General features: G+C 61.7%; 15 protein-coding genes and 1 pseudogene. 3 read left to right on the top strand and 13 right to left on the bottom strand.

From position 1 onward, the window contains the following. Positions 1–9 precede the first annotated feature (9 nt). The 8 genes from D0550_RS24395 to flgB form a co-directional block, all read right to left on the bottom strand. Complete coding sequence (locus tag D0550_RS24395; protein ID WP_174842513.1) at positions 10–1,095, bottom strand: flagellar basal body P-ring protein FlgI; 1,086 nt, start codon at positions 1,093–1,095, stop codon at positions 10–12. A 72-nt stretch (positions 1,096–1,167) separates the two neighbouring features. After that, the gene (gene flgH / locus D0550_RS24390) at positions 1,168–1,848 is read right to left on the bottom strand and encodes a flagellar basal body L-ring protein FlgH (RefSeq protein WP_116811810.1); all 681 of its coding nucleotides are present in this window, start codon (positions 1,846–1,848) and stop codon (positions 1,168–1,170) included. A gap of 12 nt (positions 1,849–1,860) precedes the next feature. Further along, entirely contained in the window at positions 1,861–2,646 is a 786-nt protein-coding gene (gene flgG / locus D0550_RS24385) for a flagellar basal-body rod protein FlgG (RefSeq protein WP_116811809.1), read from the bottom strand. Positions 2,647–2,678: 32 nt separating this feature from the next. Next, positions 2,679–3,422, bottom strand: coding sequence for a flagellar basal-body rod protein FlgF (gene flgF, locus D0550_RS24380; protein WP_116811808.1), 744 nt, complete (start codon positions 3,420–3,422; stop codon positions 2,679–2,681). Positions 3,423–3,449: 27 nt separating this feature from the next. Beyond that, positions 3,450–4,673 carry a flagellar hook protein FlgE gene (flgE, locus tag D0550_RS24375; RefSeq protein WP_116811807.1) on the bottom strand — a complete coding sequence of 408 codons (1,224 nt, stop codon included), beginning with the start codon at positions 4,671–4,673 and terminating at the stop codon, positions 3,450–3,452. A gap of 40 nt (positions 4,674–4,713) precedes the next feature. Beyond that, entirely contained in the window at positions 4,714–5,388 is a 675-nt protein-coding gene (locus tag D0550_RS24370) for a flagellar hook assembly protein FlgD (RefSeq protein ID WP_116811806.1), read from the bottom strand. Positions 5,389–5,412: 24 nt separating this feature from the next. Then, entirely contained in the window at positions 5,413–5,826 is a 414-nt protein-coding gene (gene flgC, locus D0550_RS24365) for a flagellar basal body rod protein FlgC (RefSeq protein ID WP_116811805.1), read from the bottom strand. Between the two features lie 13 nt (positions 5,827–5,839). Beyond that, a complete protein-coding gene (flgB, locus tag D0550_RS24360) occupies positions 5,840–6,247 on the bottom strand; it encodes a flagellar basal body rod protein FlgB (protein ID WP_116811804.1) in 408 nt (135 codons plus the stop codon). Positions 6,248–7,196: 949 nt separating this feature from the next. Here flgB and flgA point away from each other — a divergent pair. The 3 genes from flgA (at position 7,197) to D0550_RS24345 (ending at position 9,080) form a co-directional block, all read left to right on the top strand. Then, positions 7,197–7,934 carry a flagellar basal body P-ring formation chaperone FlgA gene (gene flgA / locus D0550_RS24355; protein ID WP_161966024.1) on the top strand — a complete coding sequence of 246 codons (738 nt, stop codon included), beginning with the start codon at positions 7,197–7,199 and terminating at the stop codon, positions 7,932–7,934. A gap of 332 nt (positions 7,935–8,266) precedes the next feature. Continuing rightward, positions 8,267–8,581: a flagellar biosynthesis anti-sigma factor FlgM gene (gene flgM, locus D0550_RS24350; RefSeq protein WP_161966023.1), complete on the top strand. Its 315-nt coding sequence runs from the start codon at positions 8,267–8,269 to the stop codon at positions 8,579–8,581. A 13-nt stretch (positions 8,582–8,594) separates the two neighbouring features. Continuing rightward, positions 8,595–9,080: a flagella synthesis protein FlgN gene (locus D0550_RS24345; protein WP_116811801.1), complete on the top strand. Its 486-nt coding sequence runs from the start codon at positions 8,595–8,597 to the stop codon at positions 9,078–9,080. A gap of 41 nt (positions 9,081–9,121) precedes the next feature. Here the strand turns inward: D0550_RS24345 and D0550_RS24340 are convergent, their stop codons facing one another. The 5 genes and pseudogenes from D0550_RS24340 to D0550_RS24325 all read right to left on the bottom strand — a co-directional run. Beyond that, complete coding sequence (locus D0550_RS24340; RefSeq protein WP_153067328.1) at positions 9,122–9,424, bottom strand: hypothetical protein; 303 nt, start codon at positions 9,422–9,424, stop codon at positions 9,122–9,124. Between the two features lie 17 nt (positions 9,425–9,441). Then, positions 9,442–9,636 carry a hypothetical protein gene (locus D0550_RS34705; RefSeq protein WP_153067327.1) on the bottom strand — a complete coding sequence of 65 codons (195 nt, stop codon included), beginning with the start codon at positions 9,634–9,636 and terminating at the stop codon, positions 9,442–9,444. Between the two features lie 149 nt (positions 9,637–9,785). After that, complete coding sequence (gene hemP, locus D0550_RS36085) at positions 9,786–9,914, bottom strand: hemin uptake protein HemP (protein WP_275129280.1); 129 nt, start codon at positions 9,912–9,914, stop codon at positions 9,786–9,788. Between the two features lie 165 nt (positions 9,915–10,079). Beyond that, a complete protein-coding gene (locus D0550_RS24330; RefSeq protein WP_153067326.1) occupies positions 10,080–11,222 on the bottom strand; it encodes a DUF6607 family protein in 1,143 nt (380 codons plus the stop codon). A 96-nt stretch (positions 11,223–11,318) separates the two neighbouring features. Beyond that, a pseudogene (locus tag D0550_RS24325) lies at positions 11,319–12,372 on the bottom strand (L-serine ammonia-lyase); the annotation flags it as partial.

The following is a 12,372-nucleotide window of genomic DNA, read 5'->3' as shown; positions in this document are numbered from 1 at the left end:
TGGCGCCCTTTAGATGACGATCAGCTCGGCGCGCAGCGCGCCCGCTTCTTTCAGCGCTTCGAGGATGGCAACGAGGTCGCCCGGCGCGGCGCCGACCTGATTCACGGCGCGCACGATCTCATCGAGATTGACGCCGGCATTGAAAACGAACATGCGCGCAGCGCCTTGATCGACTTTGATGTCGGAACGCGGCGTCACGACAGTGTCCCCGTTGGACAGCGCGTTGGGCTGGCTCACATCGAAACGCTCGGTGATCGTCACCGACAGCGAACCGTGAGCAACCGCCGCCGGCGTTACACGCACAGCCGAGCCGATCACCACCGTGCCGGTACGGGAATTCACAATCACCCGCGCCGGCGCTTCGCCCGGCTGAATCTCGATCGCTTCGAGCGTCGAGAGATAAGCGATCCGCTGGCTGGAATCCGTCGGCGCCTGCACGCGCACAGACACGGCATCGACGGCGCGAGCAGTGTCGGGACCGAGCATCCTGTTGATGCCGTCGGTCAGACGGGCGGCTGTCGTGAAATCCGGGGTATTGAGATTCAAGGTGACATACGGCTCGCTGGCGAAGTTATTCGCCACGGCACGTTCTACCGTCGCTCCGTTCGGCACGCGGCCCGAGCTGGGCACATTGAGCGAAATTCGCGAACCGTCCCTGCCCTGCGCACCGAAGCCGCTGACCACCAGGCTGCCCTGGCCGATCGCGTACACCTCGCCGTCGATACCGCGCAGCGGGGTCATTATCAAGCTGCCGCCGCGCAGGCTGGTTGCATTGCCGATGGAATCGACCGTGATATCGATCGTCTGACCGGGCTTGGAAAACGCCGGCAGATCGGCGCGCACCGTCACCGCCGCGACGTTCTTCAACTGCGGATTCACATTCGCCGGAATCGTCACGCCGAACTTCGCCAGCATGTTACGAATGCTTTGAATGGTGAACGGCGCCTGGCTGGTCTGATCGCCTGTGCCGTCGAGACCGACGACCAGGCCGTAGCCCACCAGCTGGTTGCCGCGTACGCCGGCGACCGACGCCAGATCTTTGACGCGCTCGGCCCGCGCCTGCGGCGCGACCAGCATGACCGGCACGATCACCATCGCGACCGTCGTCAACGCGGCAAATACATTTGTGAGCTTCATCACCCTTTCGACTCGTATTCGGCGCCGTCTTCAGAACGGCAACCAAGGGACATTGAAGAATCGTGCCAACAGGCCCGGCGTGTTCGCGTCGTTGAGCGCGCCTTTGCCGCCATAGCCGATCTGCGCGTCCGCGACCTTCAAAGATGAGATGGAGTTATCAGGATCGATGTCGATGGGACGCACGATGCCCTGAATGCGCACGTACTCGCGGCCCTGATTGATTGTGATCCACTTCTGGCCCCTGATCAGAAGATTGCCGTTCGGCAGCCGCTGCGCCACCGTGACTGTGATGTCGCCCACAAGTCGGTTGCTCTGACTGCTGCCGCCGGCGCCGTCGAACGAGGTGCTGTTGTCGACCTGCGCGTTGAGGATGGGCGTGCCGTTGGCAGTGACCGGCCGGCCGGCGATGGTCACACCGGGCATGTCGACGTTGGTGGCCTTGCTGGTCGAAGTGCTGGAGCTCTTGGTCGCATTGGTACTTTCGAGGAGCCTGATCGTCAGCGTGTCGCCGACGCGGCGCGCCACCGGGTTCTCGAACAGCGCGACATCGTGGCCGACCTGATAGATGGCACCATTGCTCTGCGCCTGCGTCGGCGCCGGCTCGGGCCAGGTCGCGGAATAGTCCGGCTCTTTCGGCGGCGTCACGCAACCGCCGAGCACGAACGCGGCCGACAGCATCACGAGCAGGTTACGCACGGTGAGATTGATCATGACTCAGTTGCTTCAAAGCTGATTCGTGAGATACGACAGCATCTGATCGGTGGTCGAGATCGCCTTGGAGTTCATTTCATAGGCGCGCTGGGTTTCAATCATGTTCACCAGCTCTTCCACCACGTTGACGTTGGACGCTTCCAGCGAGCCTTGCTCGATGAAGCCCAGGCCGTTCAAGCCCGGCGTGCCGATCTGCGGCGTGCCGCTCGCAGCCGACTCGACCAGAATGTTCTCACCCTTGGGCTGCAGACCCGCGGGATTGATGAAGTCCACCAGCTGCAGCGTGCCGATTTGCACCGGCGCGGCCTGGCCATCCACCTTCGCGGTGACCACGCCGTCCTTGCCGACGGTAATGCTCTGCACGCCATCGGGAATGGTGATGCCCGGCTGCACGCGATAGCCGCTGGAAGTGACGAGCTCGCCTTGCGCGTTGACTTCGAAGTCGCCGTCACGCGTGTAGCCCATCGTGCCGTCCGGCAGCAGCACCGGGAAAAAGCCGCGCCCGCTCACGGCGAGATCCAGGCTGTTGCCGGTGGTCTGCATGTTTCCTTGCGTGTACTGCTTCTCCGTCGCCACGACACGAACACCCGTACCCAGCGACAAGCCGGTGGGCGCCAGCGTGTCCTGCGTGGTCGAGCCGCCGACCTGACGCACGTTCTGATACAGCAGGTCCTCGAACACCGCGCGACCCTTCTTGAAGCCGGTCGTGTTGACGTTGGCGAGGTTGTGAGAAGTGACGGACATGCGCGTCTGCTGCGCGTCGAGTCCGGTTTTGGCGGCCCACAAGGCTGGATTCATGATGAGTACCTGAAGTTATCGATAACCGTGGATCACATGCCGCCGCGTAGCAGCTGCGCCGAAGTAGCAGCGTTTTCTTCGGCGGTGCGCATCGCTTTGACTTGCAGATCGAAGCGACGCGCCAGCTCGATCATGTTGACCATGGCATCGGCGGTGTTGACGTTGCTGGTCTCGAGCGAGCCCGTCACCAGCTTCACGCTCGCATCCGCCGGCAATTCGGCGCCGGTGGAGCTACGAAACAAACCGTCCTCGCCACGAACCATTTCCGCATCCGGCGGATTCACCAGCTTGATACGACCGATCATCGCGGTCGTCTCCGCGCCCTGGCCCAGAGGAATGACGGAGATCGTGCCGTCCGAGCCGATAGTCGCCGACGTGTTCGGCGGCACGCTGATCGGACCACCGTCGCCCATCACTTGCAGACCGGCACCCGTCAGCAACATGCCGTTCGGATCGACCCGCAGATCGCCAGCGCGCGTGTAAGCCTCGCGACCGTCCTTGCCGAGCACGGCAATCCAGCCTGGACCGTTGATGCCCACATCCAGCTCGCGACCGGTCGAGGTCAACGCGCCTTGCGCCGGATTCCAACCCGTCGTCGAGTTGGTCGCGTAAGCACGCGAGGCATAGCCCGATCCGGCCACGGAGCGTGTTTGAAACGCACTCATGTCGGCGCGAAAACCGGTCGTGCTCGCGTTGGCGAGGTTGTGGTTGTTCGCGGTCTGAGCGCGCAAGGTCTCCTTGGCGCCCGACATCGAGATGTAAAGAAAACGATCCATTGGTTACTCGATCTCACCTGGTGTGAGTTAGCGAATGTTGATGATCGTCTGGGTGATCTGATCGGCCGTCGAAATCATCTGCGAGTTCGCCTGGAAATTGCGCTGCGCGGTGATCATGTTGACCAGCTGCGCCGTGATGTCGACGTTCGACGATTCCAGCGCGCCCGACTGAATCAGACCGAAGCCGGAGTTGCCGGCCTGGCCGTTCAACGGCTGGCCGGAAGCAAACGTTTGCGCCCAAGTGGTATCGCCGAGCTGCTGCAAGCCCTGCGGATTCTGGAAGTTCGCGATCGCGACCTGACCGAGCTGGGTCGACTGACCGTTGGTGAAGCGAGCCTGCACCACACCGGTGGAATCGATGTCGATGCCGATCAGGCGGCCGGTGGTGAAACCGTCCTGCGTGATCGAGGTCATGGTGAACGTATCGCCGTACTGCGTGGTGCGGCTCAGGTCCATCGTGATATTGATCGGAGCGGCGCCCGTCGCGAGACCCGCCGCTGCATCGTACGTCGGCAACACGAACTGACCGTTGGCCGGGTTCGTCAGATTGCCGTTCTGGTCATAAACGAGATGCTGTGTGCCAGCCGGGTTGCCATCGATGGTCATGTGCATGTCCCACTCGTTGGTCGCCGTCTTCGCGTAGTACATGCTGACCGTGTGCGCCGCGCCCAGCGAGTCGTACACAGTCATCGAGCGCGCCATGTTGTAGCTCGTCTCGTTGGCCGGATCGAACGGAGTCGTAGTCGGCACCGTGGCGGAGGACGGCAGATTGAACACGGTCTCCACCTGCGACGTTGGAGACGGCGCGCTCTCGCTGGTCACCAGACGCAGATCGGCCATCATGCTGGTGTTGAAATTGCCGGTGGCTCCTGGCGGATACACCTGCAGGCGCTGACCCTGGCTGTTCACGACGTAACCGTCGTTGTTCGGGCGGAACGCGCCGGCGCGACTGTAAACGGTGGCACCGCCGTCGCTCAGAATGAAGAAGCCCTGGCCGCTCAAAGCCAGATCCATGCTGTTGTTGGTGGTGTTGATGTTGCCCTGGGTGAACTGCTGGGACACCGAGGCCACCTTCACACCATTGCCGGTCGCGTTGCGGTTGACGCCGTACGGCGAGACCGCGAACAGATCGGCGAACTCGGCGCGCGACTGCTTGAAGCCCGTCGTCGAGGAGTTGGCGATGTTGTTGGCGGTGACGTTCAAGTCCTGCTGAGCCGCATTGAGACCGCTGAGTGCGATACCGAAAGACATGTCAGTGACTCCTGAAGAAACCTGTTAGATCGAAAATTCGTTACTGCACGCGACGCACGGCGGCCATCGAGACCTGGCCGAGCGTGGGAGTGTTCAAAGTGAGATTGGTACCGGAAGCATCGAGGCTGACGCTGGACACGCGGCCCGCCATCAGCACTTCGAGCGACCCGGTCTGGCCGCGCACAGTGGCCACGGCCTCAATGTCGTAGGTACCCGATTCAGCCGGCGTGCCATCGGTGCGCATGCCGTCCCAGGTGAAGTCCTGCGTGCCGTCCTCAGTCTCGAGCTGAATCTCACGAACCACGACGCCGGCCGAGTCGGTGATGCGCAACTGCAAGGAAGTCGTGCCCACAGGCACATCGATCTGACCGCGGACGGTGCCGCCCTCGGTGTGATCGAAGTGGTCGGCCGACGCGAGAATGTCCCGGCCAATCATGGTCGTGCCGTTCAAGGTCTGCGTGGAGCGCAGCGATGCGGCCAATGTTTCCAACGAGGTCTGCATGCCCTGCACGCCGGACACGGTGCCGAACTGCGCCAGCTGCGAAATGAACTCGGTGCCTTCCAGCGGCTTCAACGGATCCTGATTGCGCAGCTGCGCAGTCATCAACGTCAGGAACGAGTCGATGCCAAGAGTTTGATCTTTCTTCGCCTTCGCCTCGGCGGCAGCCTGCGCCTGTGCGGCCCAGTTCTGGATCGGATCACTAGCAATGGTCATGTCAACTCCGAATACTTCTAGCTATTACGAGCCGAGCCGCAGCGTCGCCAGCATCATTTCCTTGGCGGTGTTCATCACTTCGACGTTGTTCTGATACGAGCGCGACGCAGAAATCATGTCGGTCATCTCTTCGACGGTGTTCACGTTGGGCGCGTACACATAACCATTGGCGTCGGCGAGCGGATTGCCCGGCTCGTAACGGGCACTCGGCGCTTCGGGGTTCTCGAAGATGCCTTTGACGGCAACGCCGGTGGTCGACGCGTCTTTGCCGAGGCCGCTGCGGATGGCTTCGAACAACGGATGCTTGGCCTTGTAGACCTGATTCGGATCGCCGCTGACGCTGTCGGCGTTGGCAAGGTTGCTGGCGGTGGTGTTGAGGCGCACCGATTGCGCGCTCATGCCGGAGCCGGCAATGTTGAAAATGTTGAAAGAGGACATGAGTCGTTACCTCTTATTGGCCGGTGATGGCGGTCATGAGGCCGCGGAACTTCGAGTTCAGGAACTGCAGCGTCGCCTGATAGCGAACGGTGTTTTCGGCGAACTGAGCCTGTTCCAATTGCGCATCGACGGTGTTGCCATCGAGCGAGGGCGCGAGCGGCGTGCGGTACTTCAGTTCCGGCGCCGGCGAGCCGTTAGCCATCTTGGGCCCGATGTGAGCAGCGTTCGTGGTCTGCAGTCGCACGCCCTGCTGGGCGTTGCCACTGGCCTGCGCCAATGCACTCTTGAAATCAATGTCACGAGCGCGAAAGCCCGGCGTGTCGGCGTTCGCAAGGTTTGCCGCGAGCAGCTCAGTACGCTGCGAGCGCAGCGTCAGCGCTTGCGCGTGCACTCCAAGATGTTTGTCGATTGCGCTCGTCATCACTGCATCCGCCAGAAAACTGTCTGCGAAAGTAGTTAGCAAGGCGCGTGCCACCTCGATGCGAAGCGCTTGTTTCCTAGTGCCGTCGCGGGCCGCGAGCGATAGCAAACAAAAAAGTCGCGACGTGGGTCACATGCGGGGGCGGCAAGGATTTGCCGGGCGGCAGATGCCGGCGATGGTTTACGTCACTCGAGGTGACGGTGACTCGCGTCGCTGGTTCGCGTCGACGTTGCAGTAAGAGGGCTCGGTGGTCTGCGTCGACGGGAGCGACCTACCTCCGCCCGGCACCGGGCACGGCCGGAACGCTAGCGCTCCTACACCGCACGTCCATGATGAGCCCTGCTGTTGCGGTCCCGTCCCTGTACCGCAAAGCTGCCGGGCGGAGGTAGGTCGCTCCCGTCGCCGCCGAAAGGTCACAGCGGCGTTGCGCGTGACTCTGCTCCCGCCACCGACCCGCAGCTGAAAAGTTGAGATCGCGCCTTGTCGCAACGGCAGTTGCGGCCGCGCTAAAGCGCGGCCGCTCTGGCGACGTTGCAGCCGTGATTTCGGGGCGGTGGCTGTCGGGGGTCTCGGGAAGTTCGCAAGCACGGTGACTCGGCCGCCGCTGCCATTCGAGCAAACCGTTGCACGTTGGCAGTACCCCTGCCGACGCGCGTTGCAGCTCGCAGCGCGATAGCGCGTTAAGGGCGAGCGACACTGAGCGTGACGCAGCCACTGACCAAATCGTGCGGCAGCCATCGACGCACAGCCCACCAGCAGTAAAGACGCTCGCGAGTTTCCCGAGACCCCCGACAGCCACCGCCAAGCCACCGACGCCTCTTATCAGTCGGTGCGTGTTTCGGCGTCTGGCTGATGTGTTGGCTGCGTCACAGTTCGTACGATGCAGCGTGCGCGTTCTGGGGCGCGCACGGTTTGTGGCATTTCACTTGCTTTATTTCAGGCAGCGTCAATGAGACGACTCTCGGCGGTTTCGGTAGTGACCAGCTTTCGCTCTTATATAAGTGCCCTGATGGGCGCCATTGCAGCCCTGGCCTTCGCAGCAAGTGCGAATGCCGGCGTGCAATCGCTGGATTCGATTCAGGCGGCGGCCGAACAGTTCGTACGCTCTTCCCTGCCGGAAAAATCACCCAAGCATTTCATCACGGCCGGCAACCTTGACCCGCGACTGCGGCTGGATCAATGCGCGTCGCCGCTCGAAGCGTTCTCGCAAGGCACGGGCTTGAATACCGGTCGCATGACGATCGGCGTGCGCTGCCCGTCTGCGGCTCCTTGGACTATTTATGTACCAGTCACCGTCGAGGCCGAGGTGTCAGTGCTGGTGTTGCGCCGGCCGCTCGCGCGTCGTTCGCGTGTCGAGCTTGCTGATGTCGAGCCGCAGGTCCGCCGGATGCCAGGTCGGGCGTCAATCTTCGTCAATGACGTCGCCACCCTGCAGGGTCATCGCCTGAAGCGCTCGCTGCCAGTTGGAACGGCGTTGACCGTCGACATGCTTCAGCCGGACGTGCTGGTTCGTCGCGGTCAACAGGTCACGTTGATTGCCGCTAACGGTAGCGTGCAGATCCGTGCTCAGGGCCAGGCGCTCACCGAAGGCGCCGTCGATGAGCGCGTGCGGGTTCAGAATGTGAGCTCGCTCAAGGTTGTAGAAGGTGTAGTGGAAAGTGATGGAGTTGTCAGGGTCGGGTTGTGAGATTCCGGCGCGAAGCGCGGCGGTTTTCTGACATTGAGGCTTTCCCTGTGTCGCTAAACGACGCCACATTTGTCAGAAGCTGCGCGAGTGTGCCGCAAGTCCCAGAAACTCCGCCCGGAAACGAGTTTTGCGTCGGTTGTGTCGCCCTGCGGGAGTGAATGAAGAGCAGTTGATTTGACGTATTGTCACGCGGGGTTTTCTCGGCTTGCGAGGATCCCCTACGCAACCTCTGAGGCCGTAACCGATGAGGTTGCTAAAGTTCTCAGAATGGCGGCCGTTACACCCCTCGAGCGGTGCGACGTTGTTGTCGGTGCCGCAACCGGAGAAAGGACGTGACTACCAAAATCACTGGCTATCAGAACACCCCTGTGCAGGTGGGCGCCGATAAGTCGGTGTCACGCACGAAGGATGGAGCCGCGGGCTCGGCCGAAGTGGCCAGCAAGCCGGCCAATCCCGTGCAGATCACTGACCAGGCCCGCAAATTGGCGGCGCTGGAGCAGACAGTGAACAGTGTGCCGGTGGTGAACGAGGCGAAAGTCGCGCGCATCCGCCAGGCAATCGAAGACGGTAGTTACCAGGTGGTGCCGGAGCGCATCGCCGACAAGCTGCTCCGCATGGACCGCGAACTGGGAGCAGCCCAGAACTAAGGAGTAAGGCCTCGTGGATCCGGTTGTCTGTCGCGATACGCTCGACAAATTGATCGCCGAAGAATCGAGCACGCTCGACCAGCTGCAGCAGCTGCTCGAGCGCGAGCATGAATTTCTGGTCGCCAACGACGTGGACGCGCTGGAGCGCGCCGGTCAGGAGCGACAAAACTGCATTGGCACGTTGTTGCGCATCGAAGATGACCGCAAGGCGTTGTGTCGGGCACTGAATGTGTCGGCGGATCCGCAAGGTCTGGATCGAATCCTGGCGTGGTGTGATCCGGGCAAACAACTGCGTCAGCGCTGGAAAGAGCTGGGCGAGCGAGCCGATCGTTGCCGCGCGGCCAACGATCGCAATGGTGCGCTGGTGACTGCGCGCATGAGCCGCGTGCAAGGCATGCTGGACATCGTCACTGGCCGCTCCGGTCAGCCGAAAGTCTACGGCCGTCAGGGCGCATTCGAGAATCAGCCCCGCGCGGGCCGCGTCATCGTTTCCGTCTAAAGTTGCTGTCACCTGGCCGCACCAGCGGCCGGGTGATTTTCCTATCCGTTGATGTGACTGAGGTCGACGGCTCTTTCCGGAGCCGGTGGCGCATCGCTATTGGCGACGACATCGCCGAGTCGCAGCAGAATGCTCGCGGTGAGCGCGCTGCCCTCCTCTCTCACCATGCGCGAGACCGCCAGGTTCAACAGCGCATTGGCAATGTATTCCCGTTGTGCCGTTGGCACATTACGCAGCGAGCCTTGGATCCGATGCATCACGGACTGCAGCTGCGCCACTTCCACGCCTCGATCGTCATCGGTCATCACACGAGTCAAACAACGGTGGGATACGACTGCGTTCATCACTTGGCTCCGTCGACTCAGGACACGAAATGCAGCGCTTCGGCCCAGGCTCGCAAACCGACGATCACGGCGAGCACGGCGCTGACCAGACTGGGAAATGCGGGGAGCGGCACGCGCAACCAGCGTTGCCGCGGCGATGCTGAATAAACCAGTGCGGCTGCCAGCATCCAGGTGGCTAGTGCAAAGATCAGCAACCAAACGTTTGTTGGCACGACTACCTCGACTACGCCGATGTTTCCAATCCGGCGGCGCGATGCGCGATGTGAAGTAGCTGGCTTGCGCCGCGGAGGGGGGATGCGGCGCTCGCTGGCGATATCGCGATGTCTTGCGACGTCGCGATCAAAACAGTTTCAGCAACGACTCACTTCGTGAGAATGAGCTTGTTGCTGTGAGTCACACGCAGCCGGTAATAACCGCCGCTGTGCTCGATCAGAATCTCTCGCGCCTGGCCGAAGAGCTCTTCGGAACGCAGTAAAGGAATCGCCGGCAAACGAGCAAGCTCGGTCGCCGGCGATCGAACCTCCGCTGGGCGGAGAGGGGTTTTGGATTGTGGTTGCAGCATGGATGCAAATGATAATGACTCTCACTAACAGTGCAAGAGTCAATTTGACTTTTTTTATTTTGTTCTGATTAGTACCTATGCCGTCGCGACGATCTAGGGCAAGGCACCCATATCTTTCAATGCCTTACGTATGACTGCCTGATTCTGCGGGCTGGCCGCACTGCCCTTTTCCACGATCTCGTCGGCCTGGGCGAACAGCGGATGGAACAGGCCGAGCTTGTCGACCGGGCCCTTCAGGGTGACTTCGCCCTGCTTCAGGAAAATCTGCGACCACTCATCACGCACCTGGTCCCAGAATTGTTTGGTTCGATCGTAATAAACATCGGCTTGCGCAAAGTCGGCATCGCGAATCCGCTCGTAACGAGCGACGCCATATTCGCGCGCGAGATAGGGTTGTGCTGGATCGATCTGGCGCGCAGACGTGAGCACCGTCTTCAAATTGTTTTCTTCTTGAATCCATCCTGTCGGCGCAACGGTGTGACGATTGGTGCCGACCAGCGCTTGGTAGTCACCGCGCACACTCCACTCGCGCCGCGGCAGCGGCCGCCAGGTTTCGGCGCTCAGCCATGTAGAAAAGCTCGCGGAATGTTCCCAACGTCCGACGCTGGCATAGCGCGGCGATTCGTCGACTTGATAAACAGTTTGCATCCACGCGCCCTTGGCTTCGGCGGCGTTGAGCTTGCGGCGCTGCCAACGATCGCGGCCCCGATACTCGACGATGTGCGTCGGCTGGTATTGCCAGTCCTGGCGCCAATGTTTGGTGACCATGGGCTCGCTGATCGAGCCGTCCTTCTGCACGATGCGCATTTCCAGAATGTGCACCAGGCTGATGTTCTTGCCGTCGTCGCTGTCGACGTAAACTTTTTCCGTGCCCCACGATTGATAGGGCGCGTTGGGTTTTTCCGGCGTCTTGAACGGCACGACTTCGAGGAAGTCGAACGTGACGCGATACGTCCCTGCCATCGCAAGAATGGCGCGGCGGTCGCGCTCTTGCACCGAAATGCCATCGGCGCGTAGATCTTTCCAAGCTTTGGACGGTTCGAGATCGAGCGTGACTGGCGCGCCCTTGGTGGTGCCGCCGCGCGGCGCGGGCGCGCCCGATTCCAGGGGCCACGAGAATGTGTATCGCGCTGGCGCGGAGCCTTGTTGTGGTTTGGAGTAATCGTCGGCGCCCGAGGCCGCACTAACAAACAAAGTCGCAGCCAGCGCAGCGACCCAACCTTCCACTCTGATCATGACCAACTCCTGGGCCTGTTCTCAGACCCTCATTCAGCTTGGATCCGACGTGGTCCTGGCGGTCCGGTCAGTGTAAGCGAGCTGGTGCGGGAGTGGTCAGCACTCGGGCAGGTTGACGGCGAGTCCGCCGAGCGAGGTCTCCTTGTAGGAATCCTGCATATCTGCGCCGGTCCGCCGCATGGTCTCAATCACCTTATCCAGCGTGACGTGATGCGACCCGTCGCCCATGAGCGCGAGGCGTGAGGCGTCCACCGCCTTCACCGCGCCGGTGGCGTTGCGCTCGATACAAGGAATCTGCACGAGGCCACCGATGGGATCGCACGTCAGACCGAGGTTGTGCTCCATGCCGATCTCGGCAGCGTTCTCGATCTGCTGGTTCGTGCCGCCTTGGGTGGCGCTGAGACCAGCGGCAGCGATCGAACAGGCCACGCCGATCTCGCCCTGACAGCCCACTTCCGCGGCCGAGATGCTGGCGTTGAGTTTGTAGAGCGATCCAATCGCCGCGGCCGTGAGCAGGAAGATATGGCGACCTTCGCGCGTACCGTTACAGTAACGATCGTAGTAACGCAGTACAGCCGGCACGACGCCGGCCGCCCCGTTGGTCGGCGCCGTGACCACTTTGCCGCCCGCAGCGTTCTCTTCGTTGACCGCGAGCGCCCACGCGTTGATCCAATCCATTGCGATGAGGGCATCGACGGATTGCGTCTGCTCACGCTTTTCCAGCGCGGCTCGCAGCTTTGCGGCCCGACGTTTCACGTTCAAGCCGCCGGGCAACACGCCTTCCTGCCGCAACCCGCGATCGATGCATGAATTCATGGCCTCGGCGATGCGATCGAGCCCGGCGAGCACCTCCTCCCGAGTCCGAATCGCGCATTCGTTGCGCATCATCACTTCGGCGATCGTGAGGCCATTGCTCTCGGCGACTTCAAGCAGTTCGGCACCGTCGGAAAACGGCAGCGGCACAGCCGTGGCAGTCGTTGCGGTCGCAGGCGATTTTTAGCCTCCTCGTCGCTGACGACAAAAAAGCCGCCGCCGACGGAATAGAACGTCGCCTCCAGCAGCAATTCACCGTTCGCGTCGCGCGCGAACAGGGTTAGCGCATTGGGGTGATAAGGCAGGCTTTCTTTGTATTTCCAGTGAATGTCGCGCT

This window comes from Steroidobacter cummioxidans, from assembly GCF_003104955.1.
The sequence above is the reverse complement of the archived record's forward strand: the minus strand, read 5'-3'. Positions and strand labels throughout refer to the sequence as shown.

Bases quoted from the DNA above. Each gene is read 5' to 3' on its own strand.
- flgC (WP_116811805.1), bottom strand. From the start codon at position 5,826: ATGTCCTCTTTCAACATTTTCAACATTGCCGGCTCCGGCATGAGCGCG.
- D0550_RS24370 (WP_116811806.1), bottom strand. From the start codon at position 5,388: ATGACCATTGCTAGTGATCCGATCCAGAACTGGGCCGCACAGGCGCAG.
- flgH (WP_116811810.1), bottom strand. From the start codon at position 1,848: ATGATCAATCTCACCGTGCGTAACCTGCTCGTGATGCTGTCGGCCGCG.
- D0550_RS24330 (WP_153067326.1), bottom strand. From the start codon at position 11,222: ATGATCAGAGTGGAAGGTTGGGTCGCTGCGCTGGCTGCGACTTTGTTT.
- flgF (WP_116811808.1), bottom strand. From the start codon at position 3,422: ATGGATCGTTTTCTTTACATCTCGATGTCGGGCGCCAAGGAGACCTTG.
- flgE (WP_116811807.1), bottom strand. From the start codon at position 4,673: ATGTCTTTCGGTATCGCACTCAGCGGTCTCAATGCGGCTCAGCAGGAC.
- flgB (WP_116811804.1), bottom strand. From the start codon at position 6,247: ATGACGAGCGCAATCGACAAACATCTTGGAGTGCACGCGCAAGCGCTG.
- flgG (WP_116811809.1), bottom strand. From the start codon at position 2,646: ATGAATCCAGCCTTGTGGGCCGCCAAAACCGGACTCGACGCGCAGCAG.
- D0550_RS24395 (WP_174842513.1), bottom strand. From the start codon at position 1,095: ATGGTGATCGTGCCGGTCATGCTGGTCGCGCCGCAGGCGCGGGCCGAG.
- D0550_RS24340 (WP_153067328.1), bottom strand. From the start codon at position 9,424: ATGAACGCAGTCGTATCCCACCGTTGTTTGACTCGTGTGATGACCGAT.
- flgA (WP_161966024.1), top strand. From the start codon at position 7,197: ATGAGACGACTCTCGGCGGTTTCGGTAGTGACCAGCTTTCGCTCTTAT.